At 65.6% G+C, this 15,768-nt stretch carries 13 protein-coding genes; 4 read left to right on the top strand and 9 right to left on the bottom strand.

Features of this window, described 5'->3' with window-relative positions; all coding sequences use genetic code 11:
* Nucleotides 1-13 precede the first annotated feature (13 nt).
* Nucleotides 14-2,029, bottom strand: coding sequence for a hydrogenase 4 subunit B (gene hyfB / locus HNR60_RS04830; protein WP_184254866.1), 2,016 nt, complete (start codon nucleotides 2,027-2,029; stop codon nucleotides 14-16).
* A gap of 1 nt (nucleotide 2,030) precedes the next feature.
* Nucleotides 2,031-2,648: a 4Fe-4S dicluster domain-containing protein gene (locus HNR60_RS04825; RefSeq protein ID WP_184254864.1), complete on the bottom strand. Its 618-nt coding sequence runs from the start codon at nucleotides 2,646-2,648 to the stop codon at nucleotides 2,031-2,033.
* Nucleotides 2,649-3,091: 443 nt separating this feature from the next.
* Here HNR60_RS04825 and HNR60_RS04820 point away from each other — a divergent pair, with 443 nt between their 5' ends.
* The 3 genes from HNR60_RS04820 (at nucleotide 3,092) to hypA (ending at nucleotide 6,324) form a co-directional block, all read left to right on the top strand.
* The gene (locus HNR60_RS04820) at nucleotides 3,092-3,667 is read left to right on the top strand and encodes a 4Fe-4S dicluster domain-containing protein (protein ID WP_184254862.1); all 576 of its coding nucleotides are present in this window, start codon (nucleotides 3,092-3,094) and stop codon (nucleotides 3,665-3,667) included.
* A 24-nt stretch (nucleotides 3,668-3,691) separates the two neighbouring features.
* Complete coding sequence (fdhF, locus tag HNR60_RS04815) at nucleotides 3,692-5,863, top strand: formate dehydrogenase subunit alpha (RefSeq protein ID WP_184254860.1); 2,172 nt, start codon at nucleotides 3,692-3,694, stop codon at nucleotides 5,861-5,863.
* 107 nt (nucleotides 5,864-5,970) lie between these two features.
* Nucleotides 5,971-6,324: a hydrogenase maturation nickel metallochaperone HypA gene (hypA, locus tag HNR60_RS04810; protein ID WP_184254857.1), complete on the top strand. Its 354-nt coding sequence runs from the start codon at nucleotides 5,971-5,973 to the stop codon at nucleotides 6,322-6,324.
* Nucleotides 6,325-6,530: 206 nt separating this feature from the next.
* Here the strand turns inward: hypA and HNR60_RS04805 are convergent, their stop codons facing one another.
* On the bottom strand, nucleotides 6,531-8,222 hold the full coding sequence (locus HNR60_RS04805; protein ID WP_184254856.1) for a methyl-accepting chemotaxis protein: 1,692 nt from the start codon (nucleotides 8,220-8,222) through the stop codon (nucleotides 6,531-6,533).
* 169 nt (nucleotides 8,223-8,391) lie between these two features.
* A complete protein-coding gene (locus tag HNR60_RS04800; RefSeq protein WP_184254943.1) occupies nucleotides 8,392-9,345 on the bottom strand; it encodes a LysR family transcriptional regulator in 954 nt (317 codons plus the stop codon).
* A gap of 114 nt (nucleotides 9,346-9,459) precedes the next feature.
* On the opposite strand from HNR60_RS04800, the gene HNR60_RS04795 reads away from it, so the two are divergent.
* The gene (locus HNR60_RS04795; protein WP_184254854.1) at nucleotides 9,460-10,527 is read left to right on the top strand and encodes an NAD(P)-dependent oxidoreductase; all 1,068 of its coding nucleotides are present in this window, start codon (nucleotides 9,460-9,462) and stop codon (nucleotides 10,525-10,527) included.
* Here HNR60_RS04795 and HNR60_RS04790 read toward each other — a convergent pair.
* The 5 genes from HNR60_RS04790 to HNR60_RS04770 form a co-directional block, all read right to left on the bottom strand.
* The gene (locus HNR60_RS04790; protein WP_184254852.1) at nucleotides 10,510-11,739 is read right to left on the bottom strand and encodes a magnesium transporter MgtE N-terminal domain-containing protein; all 1,230 of its coding nucleotides are present in this window, start codon (nucleotides 11,737-11,739) and stop codon (nucleotides 10,510-10,512) included. The two genes, HNR60_RS04795 and HNR60_RS04790, sit on opposite strands and share 18 nt — an antisense overlap.
* 59 nt (nucleotides 11,740-11,798) lie before the next feature.
* On the bottom strand, nucleotides 11,799-12,761 hold the full coding sequence (locus HNR60_RS04785; protein WP_184254850.1) for a malate dehydrogenase: 963 nt from the start codon (nucleotides 12,759-12,761) through the stop codon (nucleotides 11,799-11,801).
* 121 nt (nucleotides 12,762-12,882) lie between these two features.
* A complete protein-coding gene (locus HNR60_RS04780; protein ID WP_184254848.1) occupies nucleotides 12,883-13,179 on the bottom strand; it encodes a hypothetical protein in 297 nt (98 codons plus the stop codon).
* A 166-nt stretch (nucleotides 13,180-13,345) separates the two neighbouring features.
* Nucleotides 13,346-14,635 (bottom strand): MFS transporter, encoded by a 1,290-nt coding sequence (locus tag HNR60_RS04775; RefSeq protein ID WP_347339306.1) that lies wholly within the window; start codon nucleotides 14,633-14,635, stop codon nucleotides 13,346-13,348.
* Nucleotides 14,636-14,772: 137 nt separating this feature from the next.
* Nucleotides 14,773-15,759 (bottom strand): AEC family transporter, encoded by a 987-nt coding sequence (locus tag HNR60_RS04770; RefSeq protein WP_184254846.1) that lies wholly within the window; start codon nucleotides 15,757-15,759, stop codon nucleotides 14,773-14,775.
* Nucleotides 15,760-15,768: the final 9 nt, after the last annotated feature.

Here is a 15,768-nt window from a genome sequence, read left to right as displayed (position 1 = left end):
GACTGTTTCTCTCCTAGCGAAGCGTAATGAGGAGGAGGATCGCGAGCGCCGCGACGATGTAGAGGCAGTAGGTGGACAGCGCGCCGCTTTGCAGGATCTGCAGACGCTTCCCGACACCGCCGACGAAGCTGATCGACGGACCGACCAGCGCGCGGTCGAGCATCGGCTCACCGCGGCGGGCCAGCGACACCAGCTTGACGAACTGCCGCTCGATGCCCTCGGAGGCCGCCGCGGCGGTCCGGCGCACCGCGTAGAGCGGCGCGAAGAACATCCGGATCGGCTGCGCGAAGGAGTGCGCGGTGACGGTCATGTGGGCGTCCGGCAGATAACCGCAGGCCCACGGCTCGGCGGCCTGACGGCGGTTGGCGCGGGATCCGGAGAACGCCGCGCTGATCGCCAGCGGCACGGTGGCAAGTCCGACCAAGAGCACCGCCAGCAACGGCGTCGACAGCAGGGTGTGGGCGGGATCGCCCGGCAGCACCATGACGCCGTTGGCGAACGATGCCGGCGGCATGTGCAGGATCGCGGCGGCGATGCCGCCGATCACCGGCACCACCAGCGGCGCCGCAAGCCCGAGGCCGACGCAGGCCGCGGCCAACAGCACCATGCCGATGATCATCGGCGCCGGCACCTCGGTGGTCTGTTCCGCCTTCTTGCTGCGCGGCAGGCCGGAGAACATCTCGCCGTAGGCCTTGACGAAGCACATCACGGCGAGCGCGCCGGTCAGCGCCAGTGCGGTCGCGGCGATCGGGGTGGCGAACTGCACCAGGAAGGTGCCGTCGAGTGCCGCGGCGAACAGCGCCTGGTAGGTGAACCACTCCGAGACGAAGCCGTTGAGCGGCGGGATCGCCGAGATCGCGAGCGCGCCGACCAGGAAGCAGGCCGAGGTCCACGGCATGGTGCGGGCGAGGCCGCCCATCTTGTCCATGTCCTTGGTGTGCATCCGGAAGATCACGGCGCCGGCGCCGAGGAACAGCAGGCCCTTGAAGATCGCGTGGTTGATGAGGTGATAGAGACCGGCGAGCATTCCGAGCATCGCGACCAGCGGATGGTGCGTGGCGATGCCGATCATGCCGGTGCCGATGCCGAGCATGATGATGCCGATGTTCTCGACCGAGTGATAGGCCAGTAGCCGCTTGATGTCGTGTTCGGCCAACGCGTAGATCACGCCGAGCACCGACGAGATCGCGCCGAGTGCGAGCACCGCGATGCCCCACCACAACACGTCGCCGCCGAGCAGATCGACGCTGACCTTGAGGATACCGAACACGCCGATCTTGATCATCACGCCGGACATCAGCGCGGAGGCGTGCGAGGGCGCGGCCGGATGGGCCCGCGGCAGCCAGACGTGCAGCGGGATCATGCCGGCCTTGGCGCCGAACCCGAGCAGCGACAGCACGAACACGATCGAGGCCACCAGCGCCGACGGATGCGTGGCGCGGAACGCCGCGAAGTCGAGCGAGCCGGCGGCGTTGGCCATCAGGAAGAACCCGGCCATGATCGCCACCGAACCGGCGTGCGCCACCAGGAAGTAGATGAACCCGGCCGACACCGCTTCCTCGTCCTGGTCGAAGATCACCAGGAAGTACGAGGCGAGCGACATCATCTCGAAGAACACCAGGAACCAGAAGGCGTTGTCCGCGACCACCACCAACACCATCGAGGCGACGAAGAGGTTGAAGAAGAAGCCCATCGGCCCGACGCCGCGCCCGCCATACTCACGCACGTAAGAGAACGAGTAGATCGAGGCGACGGCGGCGAGCGTGGAGATCACCAGCACCATCAGGCCCGACAAGGCGTCGAGCCTGATGATGAAGTGGGCGAAGGAGAACGGACCGGCGACGTCGAGCACGAGCGGCGCGCCGCTCAGCACCGAAGCGCCGGCGACGCCGCCGAGCACCGCGGCGACCAGGCCGCCGAGGCCGGCGAAGCTGATCGCCCAGTTTTCAGCGCGCGACAGCAACAGGCTGCCGAAGGCGGCAACGATGGAGCAGGCGAGCGAGGCACATAGAAGCTGGATCGGAGTCATGTCAGTCGCGCTCCTCAATCGATGGAGTGTTGGCTTGGGACGAAGCGTCGAAGCCGACGATGCTGAGCGCGACGTTGGCCGCCGCACTGGCCAGCCGCTTGTCGGCGTTGGCGCGATCGAGCGACCGCCCGTTCACCACATGCAGAGCTGCGGTGGGACAGACGCGGACACATTCGGGGCCGGCCTCTTGGAAACTGCACAGGTCGCATTTCACCGCGACGGTGCGGACGCCGATGCTCCAGCCGAGCAGCGGGTCGAGCGCGGCGGATTCGGTCGGCCGGTCGATCTTGATGCCGGCGACGCCGGAGACCGAGGTGCCGGACGGCGTGATCGCGCCGAACGGACAGGCGATCGCGCACATCTTGCAGCCGATGCAGGCCTGCTCGCTGAGCATCACCTGATCGTCGGCGAGCTTGATGGCGTCGACCGGGCAGACCCGGGCGCACGGCGCATCCTCGCAGTGGCGACACTGCACCGGCGCGGTGATCTCGTAAGTTCGGGTCACTGATAGCCGCGGATGCGCCTGCAGCCCGACGGCGCTGTGTACCGTCGAGCATGCGGCCATACAGGTATTGCAGCCGATGCATCGCCCCGGGTCTGCGATGACAAAGCGATTCATGTCCATCTCTCCACGTTGATGGCTGGCCCCGACGGTGAATCGCTCCACCGCGTGCCACGGCCTGACGGTGCGTCAGGTCCTGGGGATTTCGATAAGCAGAACTGATGATCCAAGAAGAATTACCTAACAAGAGAAGTAAATCGAAGTATTCGCTGCTTCCGAATGACACGTACACCGAAAATTGAAAGTGAGACCAGCTAATTTTGCGGATCTCTCATGTTTTGTAATTTTGATCTAGATCAGTTCTATTGTTCGAACGCGTAATGTACATGGCAGATTACCTGCAACACGCACGCCCATATCTTGGTTTTATTAAGCGATAACAAATCTTGATGATGGGCCGGGCGACGTGCGGGCAAACCGAGCCGCCACGCGAAATGGGCCACGCGGACTTCACCGCGCGGCCTTCACCTGCGGACGTCGCCTAAGTGGAGATGTGGAGAATGAATCGATTCATCGTCAGCGAACCCAACAAGTGTATTGGGTGTCATACCTGCGAGGTGGCATGCGCGCTTGCGCACGAGCCGTCGCAGACCGTGGGGGCGCTCACGCCGAGCCACTTCACGCCGCGCATCAAGCTGATGCAGACCCTCACGGTCTCGACCCCCGTGACCTGTCATCATTGCGAAGAAGCGCCGTGCCTGAAGGCCTGCCCGAGCGGCGCCATCTATTATAACGTCGGCACCGTGCAGATCGATCAGTCCCGCTGCCTGGGCTGCAAGACCTGCGTCGTGGCCTGCCCGTTCGGCGTGATGGAAGTCATCACCCAGCCGACCTATCGCAGCTTCGCCGGTGTCACCGTGGCCGACGGCGTCAAGGCCGAAGCCCACAAATGCGACCTCTGCATCAACCGGGAAAAGGGTCCGGCCTGCGTCGAGGTCTGCCCGACCGATGCCTTGCACGTCATGGACGAAGCCATGATGGCCGAACTGCAGCGCGAACGGCGGCTGCGCTCCGCGATCAACGGCGGTTTGACCACCTCCGCCGGCGAGATCGTCAACACTCAACTTACAGCTTAACCAGTTTACTTACGAGGTAAGACCATGGAAAAACACATCTCTGTATGTCCGTACTGCGGATCCGGCTGTAAGCTCAACCTGCTGGTCGAGAACGACAAGGTGGTCGGCGCCGAGCCGCTGAACGGCGTCACCAACCAGGGCGAGCTCTGCCTGAAGGGCTACTACGGCTGGGACTTCATCAACGACACCAAGATCCTCACCCCGCGGCTGCGCCAGCCGATGATCCGCCGGACCCGGGATTCGAAGTTCGAGACGGTGTCGTGGGACGAGGCGATCGCCTTCACCGCCAAGAAGCTCGGCGACATCAAGAAGCAGCACGGCGCTGATTCGATCATGCTGACAGGCTCCTCGCGCGGCACCGGCAATGAGTCGAATTACGTCGCGCAGAAGTTCGCCCGCGCGGTGATCGGCACCAACAACATCGACTGCTGCGCCCGGGTCTGCCACGGCCCGTCGGTGGCGGGTTTGATGGTCACGCTCGGCAACGGTGCCATGAGCAACTCGATCTGCGAGATCGAAGACACCGACTGCATCCTGTGCTTCGGCTACAACGCCGCCGACAGCCACCCGATCGTCGCGCGCCGGATCCTCAAGGCCAAGGAAAAGGGCGCCAAGATCATCACCTGCGATCCGCGCTTCATCGAAACCGCGCGCATTTCCGACATGTGGCTGTCGCTGAAGAACGGCTCCAACATGGCGCTGGTCAATGCTTTCGCCAATGTATTGATCACCGAAGGTCTTTATGACCGTGATTTCGTCGAGAAATACACGGAAGGCTTTGAAGAATACAAAGCAACCGTTGCGAAATACACTCCCGAATACGTTGAAAGCATCACCGGGCTGAAGGCGTCGCAGATCCGCGAAGCCATGCGTGTCTATGCCGCCGCCAAATCGGCGACGATCTTGTGGGGCATGGGCGTGACGCAGTGGGGTCAGGCGGTCGACGTGGTGAAGGGGCTGTCCGGCCTGGCACTGCTGACCGGCAACCTCGGCCGTCCGAACGTCGGCGTCGGCCCGGTGCGTGGCCAGAACAACGTGCAGGGCGCCTGCGACATGGGTGCGCTGCCGAACGTGTTCCCGGGTTACGAATACGTCACCGACGCGGCCTCCCGGGCGAAGTTCGCCAAGGCGTGGGGCGTGCCGAGCCTGCCGGACAAGATCGGCATGTCGATCACCGACGTGCCGCACGCTGCCGAGGAAGGCAAGCTCAAGGCGATGTACATCTTCGGCGAAGATCCGGCTCAGACCGAGCCCGACCTCGACTCGGTGCGCAAGGGCTTTGCGGCGCTCGACTTCATCGTCGTGCAGGACATCTTCATGACGAAGACGGCGATGTATGCCGACGTCATCCTGCCGGCGACCTCGTGGGGCGAGCATGACGGCGTGTTCTCGTCGGCCGACCGCGGCTTCCAGCGCTTCTACAAGGCGGTGAATGCCAAGGGCGACGTCAAGCACGATTGGGAGATCTACGGCCTGCTCGCCACCGCGATGGGCTATCCCATGAAGTACACCTCCACCGACGAAATCTGGGCGGAGCTGATCTCGCTGTGCGACCTCTACAAGGGTGCGACTTACGAGAAACTGTCGGGCCTCGGCTACATCCAGTGGCCCTGCCCGGAAGAAGGCCATCCCGGCACGCCCTATCTCTACGAAGGCAACAAGTTCCAGACCAAGAGCGGTAAGGGCCTGTTGTTCGCCTCCGAATGGCGCCCGCCGTTGGAGAAGGTCGATGCGGAATACCCGCTCGGTCTCTGCACGGTCCGCGAAGTCGGGCATTACTCCTGCCGTTCGATGACCGGCAACTGCTCCGCCCTCACCGCGCTGGCGGACGAGCCGGGTTACGTCACCATGAACCCGGTCGACGCCGCCAAGCTCGGCATCAAGGACGAGCAGCTGGTCTATGTCGCGTCACGTCGTGGCAAGGTGATCTCGCGTGCGAAGATCACCGAGCGCACCAACCTCGGGGTGGTCTACATGACCTACCAGTGGTGGATCGGCGCGTGCAACGAACTGACCGTCCATCACGTCGATCCGATCTCGAAGACGCCGGAATACAAGTTCGCCGCCGTGCGTGTCGAGGCCATCGCCGACCAGGTATGGGCCGAGAAGCAGGTGAATAAGGACTACAGCGACCTGAAGAAGCGCCTTGCGGCGGCCGCCAATCCGGTCGCCACCAAGGTGGTTCAGCCGGCCTAAGTTGAAAGCGACCTCCTGAGCCCCGACCGCCGGGCGCCGATGCAGCCAAAGCATCGGTGTCCCGGCGGCCGCGGTTTCCGCCCCATGCAATGTCAGGACCCTGCGCCATGCATGAAATGACGATTTGCGAAGAGATCATCAGCCAGCTCGAAGACGAGCGCCGCCGCCGCGGATTCGACATGGTGAAGCGACTGCGCCTGGAAATCGGACTGTTGAGCTGCCTCGACCCCGAGGCGCTGCGTTACGCCTTTGAAATCACCAGCCGCGACACCTTTCTCGACGGCATGGTGCTGGAGATCGACCGGCCGCCGGGCCAGGCCAAATGCCTGGATTGCGGCGCCGAGGCCACGGTTTCCAGCCGGCTCGATCATTGCCCGTCCTGCGGCTCCTCGCGGCTCGACGCCTCCGGCGGCGCGCAGATGCGCCTCGTCGAAATGGAAATCGCCGGCCAGGCCGCGTAATCACCGCTGCCGGCAAATACATCCCGACATTACGCCGCAAGACTAGCCCACGCTTAGAGTATTCGTTACGAGCACTGCTTACGGCAAAGCAATCCGCACTGCGCAGGCGGCCCGGGTTGCTTTGCTTTACGGTCGGTGCTCCGCGTCGTGGCCGGCTTCCGACCACGAACGACCACCGCGCCCCGATCGGATTTGCGTCCGCGCGTTCAGGCGCTGCGCACCGACGCCAGGAATTTGCCGACCTCGTCCTTCAGCCGCGTGCTGTCATGCGACAGCGACTGCGCCGCCGACAGCACCTGGGTGGACGCCGAGCCGGTCTCGCTGGCGCCGCGCTGCACGTCGCCGATATTGGCGCTGACCCGCCCGGTGCCGTGCGCCGCCTGCTGCACGTTGCGGGAGATTTCCTGCGTCGCGGCGCCCTGCTGCTCGACCGCCGACGCGATCGTCGAGGCGATCTCCGCCATCTGACCGATGGTCTCGCCGATCTCCTTGATGGCGTCGACCGATTCGCGGGTCGCGAGCTGGATGCCGTTGATCTGCTGGCTGATCTCGCCGGTCGCGCGGCCGGTCTGTTCGGCCAAAGCCTTCACTTCGGACGCCACCACCGCAAAGCCGCGGCCGGCGTCACCGGCGCGGGCGGCTTCGATTGTGGCATTCAACGCCAACAGGTTGGTCTGTCCGGCGATGGTATTGATCAGCTCGACCACGTCGCCGATCCGCGCCGCCGCCTTGGCGAGCTCGCCGACCCGGTGGTTGGTGTTTTCGGCCTGATGCACCGCCTCGTTGGCGATCCGCGCGGAATCCTGCACCTGACGGCCGATCTCGTTGACCGACGAACTCAATTCCTCGGTGGCCGAGGCGACCGACTGCACGTTGCTCGAGGCTTCGCCCGACGCCGCGGCGACGGCGTTGGTCAATTGATGCGCGCGCTCCGCCGCCGAGGTCAGCGTGCTCGCCGAGGCTTCCAGTTCGGTCGAGGCCGACGACACCGTCTCGACGATCTCGCCGATCATCGCCTCGAACTCGCGGGTGATGCTGTCGACCCGCTGGCCGCGGCGGATCTTGGCTTCGGCCTCGCGCGCCGCGGCCTCGTCGCTGGCCTGCTTGTCGATCAACGCCTGCTTGAACACCTGCAAGGTATCGGCCATGGCGCCGATTTCGGTGCGCTCGCCCTGATGCGGCACCAATGCGCCGAGATCGCCGCGGCCGAGCGCCTGCATCGGCGTGACGATCGAGGCGATGCCGTGCGAGACGCTGCGCACCAGATAGATCGCCAGACCGATGCCGGCGGCCGCCGTCACCGCAAGAATGACCGCGATCAGCAGAAACGCGGCGTTGTAGTGCTCGGCCGAGGCGATGCCTGCGCCGTCCGCCGCGCGGTTGTTGTTGTCGATGGCGCGATCCAGGGTGAGGTCCGCGGTCTTGCCGATCGGATAGGCCTTGGTCTCGTTCTCGACGAACGCCTCGTGCGGCACCCGGCCGGCGGCCTCGCGCGACAGCACCAGCACCTGCTGCACGGCGTTCTCATAACTCTCCCATTGCCGCGTCCAATCGGCGAACAGCGCGCGCTCGTCCTCGGCCTGGATCAGCTTCTCGTAGCCCTTGCGGATATCTTTCATGCCCTGCGAGGCGGCCTGCAGCCGTTTGCCCGCCGCCGCCTTGGTCTCGGCGGTTTCGCTCAGGATGTGCAGCCGCACGATGCCGCGATAGCTCGCGGCGGCGGCGCGCAGCTCGCCGAGCGCCCGCACGCTCGGCAGCCAGACGCTCTGGATCTCGACGGTGCTGGCGTTGATCGAGCGCATCTTGACGACCGCCATCAGGCCCATGCCGGTCAGCGCGAACAGCAGGAACGACACCACGATGGTGATCTTGGCGCGAATCGAAAGATTATTGAGCATTTGAGCTTCCTTGAAGCGATCACGGTGCGACCGAGTACGCGGAATGATCGAGATAACCATCGAACGGCACAGCCAAATTCAGCGTTAGGTCCGCACGACTTGCGGAAGTATTAAGTTTGCGAGGCTGCAAAGGTGCTTTGCGTCGCGCGCAACAAACGCCGTGACAGAACTACGCGTTCGCGGGCGCTGCGTCTGATGGGCGATCCCAATAGGCCGGGCTGCCGTAGCGCCGCGACAGGAAGCCGATGAAGGATCGCACCTTGGGCGAGACGATCTTCTTCGGCGGATAGACGCCCCAGATCGCCGGCTCGGGTCCGCGCGATGCAAACCATTCCCAGCCGACCAACGGCGCCACCAGGCGCCCCTTGCGCAGATCGTCGCCGACCAGCCACGACGGCAACAGCGCGAGGCCGAGCCCGGCCAGCGCCGCGCCGTGCAGCGCCTCGGAATCGTTGGCGCGCATGTTGCCGGTCACCGCGATCTGCAACGGCTCCGCCGCAGCATCCTCGCTGCGCCTTGCGTACCAGCAGTCGCCGGCTTGCAGCGTGAAGATCAGGCATTGCTGCCGCGCGACGTCGCGCGGCCGGCTGATCGGTTCGCGCTGCCGCAAGTAACCGGGGCTGGCGACCAGCAGCCTGCGGTGCGACGCCAGCCGCCGCGCCACCAGGCTGGAATCGGTGAGCGAGCCGATCCGCACCGCGACGTCGTCGCCGGTCTCGATCAGATCCACCGTCGCGTCGGTCAGCGTCGCGGCGATGCGGATTTCCGGATATTCGGCGATGAAGTCCTTGATATGCGGCATCACGTGCAGCCGTCCGAACGCGGTCGGCATGGTGATCCGCAGCAGCCCGCGCGGGCTCTCGTTCAACGACGCGGTCGCCGCCCGCGCCTCCTCCACCGCGAGCAGGATCTGCGTGGCGCGATCGTAAAACAGCGAGCCCGCCTCGGTGAGATGCAGCCGGCGCGTCGAGCGATTGAGCAGCGCGGCGCTGACGTCGCTCTCCAGCGCGGCGATCTGCCGCGAGATCGTCGATACTTTCACGTCGAGTTCGGTCGCCGCCAACGAGAAGCTGCCGAGCTCGACCGTGCGGGTAAAGGCGCGCATCGCCATCAGATAGTCCATCGCACTCACTTCCCATCTACGCAAAAGTCATTTGCCGCCGCAGCGCTTTCGCCGCCGGCGATTTCGGCGCCATGATCATGGCGTCAGTTTCCCTTCGACATCGCGAGACCCGCCATGACCAACACCCCTGCCAACAGCGACGCCCCCGCCTCCCCGCAGCACCCGATCCGGGTCGGCGTGGTCGGATTGGGACGGATGGGCCGCGCCTTCGCCGAGAATCTGTGCGCCGACGGATATCCGGTCGTGGCGTGGGACGCCGCGCAGGCGGCGATCGACGCCGTCGCGCAGCCGGGCATCACCGCCGCGCGTAAGCTCGCCGATCTCGCCGATTGCGACGTGGTGTTGTCCTCGCTGCCCGACGACGAGGCGCTGACGTCGGTCACCACCGGGCCCGGCGGTCTGGTCGAGACGCTGCAGCCCGGCGCCGTGCACATCTCGATGAGCACGATCAGTCCGGCGATGTCGCGCCGGCTCGCCGCCTGGCACGCCGCGCGCCGCCAGGGCTATGTCGCAGCCCCCGTGCTCGGCAATCCGGATCTGGCGAAGGCGCGGACGCTGTTCATCCTCGCCGCCGGCCCCGCCGCCGCGATGGAAAAAGCCAAGCCGCTGCTCGATCGGCTCGGCCAAAAGCTGTTCGTGATCGGCGAGGACGCCGCGGCGGCCAATCTGGTCAAGCTCGCCGGCAACGTGCTCACCGCGCTGACGCTGCAGAGCATGGGCGAAGTGCTGGCGCTGCTGCGCAAAAGCGGGATCGATCCGCGCGTCGGCTTCGACATCTTCACCAATTCGCTGTTCGACGCCCGCGTGCATCGCACCTATGGCGGCAAGATCGTCGAGGAGCGCTACAGCCCGCCCGGCATGACGGTGCCGCTGGCGGTGAAGGATCTGCGGCTGGCGCTGGCGGTCGCCGAATCCAGCAGCGTGCCGATGCCGGCCACCAGTCTGGTGCATGATCGTCTGGTCGCGATGGTGGCACATGGCTGGGCCGATCTCGATTGGTCAGCGCTCGGGCTGCTCGCCGCGCGCGACGCCGGCCTGCCGGACCTGCACCCCGCGACCGCGCAGGCCGAGAAAGGCGCAACCACGCGCAATTTCGCCGCGCCGGTGAAGCCGATCGATCACGTCTATCCTCCGTCATCGTCCGCGCCGGTCAACGGCCGCAGCTCAACACTGGTTGCCTAGGTCCTTGAACCGCCCGAGAATGAAGTCGACCTCGTCCCGCTCGATCTTGCCGACCAGCCGATCGGCGAGATCGACGATCGGCAGCGCCGCAAACGGATAGCGCTGGAACATCCGCGACGCCTGTTTCACCGCGTCGGTCTGGTGCAACCGCGCCGGCTGCGCGGTCATGATGGCGGACAGCGGCGCCTCGGCCGGGCTGCGGAGCAGCGCCGATGCCGACACCACGCCGAGCAGATGCCGCTCGGCGTCGATCACATAGACGTAGGACACCCGCGCGGCCTTGCCGTCGAGCCGGCGATACTCCGCGATCGCCTGCGCGACGGTGGCGGAGGCGTGCAGCTCGAGATGGCACGGCGTCAGGAAGTGCGCGAGATCGTCGGCCTTGTTCCACAACAGGTGGTGCACCCGCTCCGCCTCGCCGCGCCCGAGATGTTCGAGCACGCAGTCGATTTCCGACAGCGGCAGCCCCCACAACAGGCTGGCGGCGCGCGCCGGCGGCAGCGCGCCGATCAACTGCGCCATCCGCGCGGTGCCGATCGCCGATATCAGCTCGCGGCGGAACGCCGGCGTCTCGTATTCCAGCACGGCGGCGGCGTCGGACACGCCGAGCCGGCTGAATTCGGCGATGCGTTCGGCGGGCTCCAGCTCCGACAGAATCTCGGCGAGATCGACCGCGGGAATCTTGTCGTCGCCGATCTGGTGGCTTTGCGCGTAGAGCCGCGGCACCACCACGTCGTCGATGCCTACGCTGCTGCGCAGCGCGGACGGATGCACGAGGCGCTTCAGCCGTTCCTCGACGAAGTCGACGACGTTGCGGAACGGATGCCCGAGCGCGTCGAAATCGAACGCCGTCACGATCAGCACGCCATCGCGCAGCACCAGCCGGGCGTCGCGCGCGACGCGGACGGAGCCGCTTGCGCGGTCCAGCATCCGCTTGCCGAACACCAGTTGCCCGAGATGAAACCGCTCGCCATGCGGCGCGCCGTCGCCATCGCAAAACTCCAGGCCGGAGACGTGCAGCGACTGCATGGCGCCGCAATCCACGGTCTCGACCCCGGTCGCCCCATGCACCACGATGCCGTCGACCCGCAGCTGCGCGCCGGCTTTGCTCACCGTCAGATCGGCGACCCGGCCGCGCCGATGCCCGCCGACGCTCGCCGGCAGGCCGATCAGGCTGCTCAGCAGAAACACCCGCTCGCTGGCGTCGCTCATCGGCTCTGTCCACATCCTACTCTCGCCTTCACGCGACCACCGCATCGCCTGCCACGCCATCACGCCAGCCCCAGATGCAGCCGCTTGCAGTCCTCGACCAGCGACGCGACGGCGGCGACCGAGCGGGCGAACTGCCGGCGCTCCTCGTCGTCGAAGTCGAGTTCGATGATTTTCTCGATGCCGCCCGAGCCGATCATCACCGGCACGCCGACGTGCAGCCCGTCGACGCCGTATTGGCCGCTCAGCGCCGCCGAGGCCGGAAACACCCGCTTCTGATCGCCGAGATAGCTCATCGCCATGGCGATGGCGGCACTGGCTGGCGCGTAGTAGGCCGAACTGCTACCCATGAGATTCACCACCTCGGCGCCGCCGTTGCGGGTGCGCTGCACGATGGCGTCGATCGCCTGTTGGGTGATCCAGCCCATCTTCACCAGGTCCGGCAGCGCGACGCCGCCGACGGTGGCCTGCCGCACCAGCGGCACCATGTCGTCGCCGTGGCCGCCGAGCGTCATCGCCTGCACCTCGGTCACCGAGACGCCGAGCGCTTCAGCCAGAAAACTGCGCAGCCGTGCGCTGTCGAGCACGCCGCCCATGCCGACGACGCGTTCGGGCGGCAGGCCGGAGAACCGCCGCAGCGCCCACACCATCGCATCCAGCGGGTTGGTGATGCAGATCACAAACGCGTCGGGACAGTAGCGCCCGATCGCCGTGCCGATCGATTCCATCACCGGCAGGTTGATGCCGAGCAGCGCCTCGCGGTCGACGCCGGGCCGCCGCGGCACCCCGGCGGTGACGATCACCACGTCGGCGCCGACGATGTCGGCCTGATCGGCGGTGCCGCGCAGCACCGCGTCGGATCCTTCGATCGCCGCGGCGTGCGACAGATCCAGCGCCTTGCCCTTCGGCGGATTGGCGGCGACGTCGAGCAGCGTGACGTCGCCGAGCCGATGCAGCATCGCCAGATGCGCCAGCGTGCCGCCGATCTGGCCGGCTCCGGCCAATACGATCTTGTTGCGTGACATGGTGACTCCTTACTGATGAGTTGGTGGCGGGATGAAAAGGGGGCTCACAGCCGGCCGCAGCGGCGCAGCCAGAAGCAGCCGAGCACCAGGGCCAGCACGGCCAGGCTCATCAGGCTGCCCATCAGGAGACGCCTTCCAGCCGATAGCGTCGCTGGCCGCGGCGTCGATCGGCGCGCGAGAGAGAGCGCTGCGACACCTCGTCGAACTGCTCGCGCAGTCTGGCCTGCAGCGCACGGGTTCGCTCGGCGCGCTCGACCGCGCGCGCGGTCTTGTCCGTGTGCGCCGCGGCCGAGGCCCGTGGCTGCGCCGCGACGACCGAGCGGACCAGATCGATCACGGTGTGGTCGGAGTCGGCCGCGGCGACGCGATCCGCGTCACCTTCTCCGGGCGCTTCCAACGCATCGATATAGGTGCGCATCGTCCAACGCGGTCGGCCGGCTTCGGTGGAGCTCCCGATCCCAAGCACGGTCAGGAATTTTTGCAGATGCTTTGACGGTGACGGCAACATAGCGGGCCTCTTCGGGGTCGGCTCGGCTGCGGGGCGCGATCCCCGTCGAGGGTGATCGCGCCCCGCAGCGAGGAGTTCAGGCAGGTTCGTCGATGAAGGGTCGTTCGGGATGCATCAGCAGGCTGGTCATCGTGCCGGCCAGCATCAGCCCGATCGAACACAGGAATGGCAGATACCAGTTGCCGGTGAGATCGAGGATCCAGCCGAAGCTGACCGACGACAGGATGCCCGCCACCGCGAATCCGATGTTCATCATCGCGCTGGCGGTGCCGGCATATTGCGGGGCGATGTCCATCGGAACCGCCCAGGCCGGCGCAATCACCAGCTCGAGGAAGAAGAATCCGGCGGCCAGCGCCAGGCTGATCCACATGATGTCGTGCAGATACATCATGGCGGTCAGGCACACCGCGGATCCCAGCATGCCGATCCACAGCACCGACAGCCTCGCCAGCTTGACGTTGCCGGTGCGCCGCTTCACCGCGTCGCTCATCAGCCCGCCGACGGTGTCGCCGACCACGCCGGCGAAGAACACGCCGGAGGCGAACGCCGCGGACTTCTTCAGGTCGAAGCCCTGGCCTTCGAAGAAGAACGACGGCAGCCAATTCAGATAGACCCAGGCCGACCAGCCGTAGCAGAAGTAGGTGAAGGTCACCGGCGCCATCCGCCAGCCGAGCCGCAGCCACGGGATCTTGCGGGCCTTGGCGGGCGCGCGCTCGGGCAGGCCGATCAGGTCCTCGGGGCGGATCTTCGGATGGTCGCGCGGATCGTCGCGGTAGTAATAGACCCAGAAGCCGACCCAGGCGAGCGTCATCACGCCCATCACGGCGAACGAGCCGCGCCAGCCCCACAGGATCACCAGCGCGGCGACGATCGGCGGCGTCACCGCGTTGCCGAGCCGCGAGAACGAATGGGTGATGCCCTGCACGAAGCCGTAGCGGTCGGAGGGAATCCAGGCCTGCATGCCGCGGGTGGCGGAGGGAAACATCACGCTCTCGCCGAAGCCGAGCAGCAGCCGGCACATGAACAGGCCGACCACGCCGCTGACGAGGCTGGTGCAGAACGTCGCCACCGCCGCAACGCTGACGCAGACCATCAACACCCGCCGGGCGCCGAAGCGATCGGCGAGCCAGCCGCCGAACACCATGAACAGCACGTAGGGGTAGGCGAAGGCCGAGAACACCACGCCCATCTCGACGTTGCTGATGCCGAATTCCTTGCGCATCATGCCGGCGGTGGTGCTGATGTTGACGCGATCGACATAGGCCGAGAAATACAGAATACACAGCAGACCGAGGACCACATTCGGCGCCGAGAAGATCGATTTACTCCAGTGAGTCGGTCGGAGAGCCGTTGCTTGTTCAGTCACTTGCTTCTCCTAGAAGGTTCTTGGTGATGCGCGGGATCCGAGCCCTTTGATCCGCCAAGGCGACACCAGGGCCGGACGTCTTGAGTGTTGGAAAGCCGAAAAGGCCGGCGCCGTGGGCGCCGACCTTTCTTTGGTCGTCAGAGAATGCCGAATGTCAGCAGGATGAAGTAGGCCGGGATGGTGAACAGCGCCAGCACCGTGGTGAGCGCGGTCATCACCGCTACGTAGTTGGCGTCGGCCTTGTAGGCCCGCGCCGCGATCGAGACCTGGGTCATCACCGGCATCGAGGATTCGATGATCAGCACGTTGCGCATGAAGCTCGGCACTTCGAACAGATAGCAGGCCAAGACGGTCACCGCCGGAGCGATCAGGAAGCGCGCGCCGATCAGGATGCCCATGTCCCAGGTGATCCGAACGCTTCGCAGATTGGCGATGTAGATCGCGATGCCGATGAACAACATCGCCAGCGGCGTGGTCATGCTGCCGAGATAGGTCATCGTGCTGGTGGCGAAGGTCGGCAGCTTGATGCTGAGCAGGATCAGCGAGATGGCGACCACGGCGCCGATCAACGGCGGCGACATGATGTTCTTGATGGTCTTCAGGCTGAGCACCTTCGGCACCGTGACGTCGGCGTTCTCGCCGCCTTCGAGGCGGGCGAATTTCGGCCCGTCGAGGCTGAGGCCGTAGGCGCCGATGGTCCAGAACAGCAGCGACTGCACCAGATAGTACATCACCGCGATCGGCAGCGCCTTGTCGCCGAACAGCGCGATGTTCACCGGGAAGCCGATGAAGGCGCTGTTGGAGACGAAGAACATCGCGCGGAACGCGCCGCGGCGATATTCAGGGACCTTGAACAGCTTGGAGACGACGACGCCGATCAGCCACAGCGTCAGCATCGAGCACAGCGGCACGATCACCGCGACGCCGAGCTGCAAGAGGTCCTCTTTCTTATAGGACTTCATCATCGAGACGATCATGTAGAGCGGGATCGTCACCGTCATCGCGAACTTGGAAAACAGCTGGCCAACTTCCTTGTTGAACCATTTGATCTGCGTCAGATAGTAACCAAGCAGGATCATCAGCATGCAGCTGAAAACCCCGCTGAGGGATTCGAATATGGCCATGTCAGTCTC

The sequence above is a fragment of the Rhodopseudomonas rhenobacensis genome (assembly GCF_014203125.1).
Lineage (GTDB): Bacteria > Pseudomonadota > Alphaproteobacteria > Rhizobiales > Xanthobacteraceae > Rhodopseudomonas_A > Rhodopseudomonas_A rhenobacensis.
This window is presented reverse-complemented; position numbering and strand designations above follow the sequence as displayed.

What these genes read in the sequence shown, in the direction of transcription:
- hyfB (WP_184254866.1), bottom strand. Translation starts at nt 2,029, where the DNA reads ATGACTCCGATCCAGCTTCTATGTGCCTCGCTCGCCTGCTCCATCGTT.
- HNR60_RS04825 (WP_184254864.1), bottom strand. Translation starts at nt 2,648, where the DNA reads ATGAATCGCTTTGTCATCGCAGACCCGGGGCGATGCATCGGCTGCAAT.
- HNR60_RS04820 (WP_184254862.1), top strand. Translation starts at nt 3,092, where the DNA reads ATGAATCGATTCATCGTCAGCGAACCCAACAAGTGTATTGGGTGTCAT.
- fdhF (WP_184254860.1), top strand. Translation starts at nt 3,692, where the DNA reads ATGGAAAAACACATCTCTGTATGTCCGTACTGCGGATCCGGCTGTAAG.
- hypA (WP_184254857.1), top strand. Translation starts at nt 5,971, where the DNA reads ATGCATGAAATGACGATTTGCGAAGAGATCATCAGCCAGCTCGAAGAC.
- HNR60_RS04805 (WP_184254856.1), bottom strand. Translation starts at nt 8,222, where the DNA reads ATGCTCAATAATCTTTCGATTCGCGCCAAGATCACCATCGTGGTGTCG.
- HNR60_RS04800 (WP_184254943.1), bottom strand. Translation starts at nt 9,345, where the DNA reads ATGGACTATCTGATGGCGATGCGCGCCTTTACCCGCACGGTCGAGCTC.
- HNR60_RS04795 (WP_184254854.1), top strand. Translation starts at nt 9,460, where the DNA reads ATGACCAACACCCCTGCCAACAGCGACGCCCCCGCCTCCCCGCAGCAC.
- HNR60_RS04790 (WP_184254852.1), bottom strand. Translation starts at nt 11,739, where the DNA reads ATGAGCGACGCCAGCGAGCGGGTGTTTCTGCTGAGCAGCCTGATCGGC.
- HNR60_RS04785 (WP_184254850.1), bottom strand. Translation starts at nt 12,761, where the DNA reads ATGTCACGCAACAAGATCGTATTGGCCGGAGCCGGCCAGATCGGCGGC.
- HNR60_RS04780 (WP_184254848.1), bottom strand. Translation starts at nt 13,179, where the DNA reads ATGCGCACCTATATCGATGCGTTGGAAGCGCCCGGAGAAGGTGACGCG.
- HNR60_RS04770 (WP_184254846.1), bottom strand. Translation starts at nt 15,759, where the DNA reads ATGGCCATATTCGAATCCCTCAGCGGGGTTTTCAGCTGCATGCTGATG.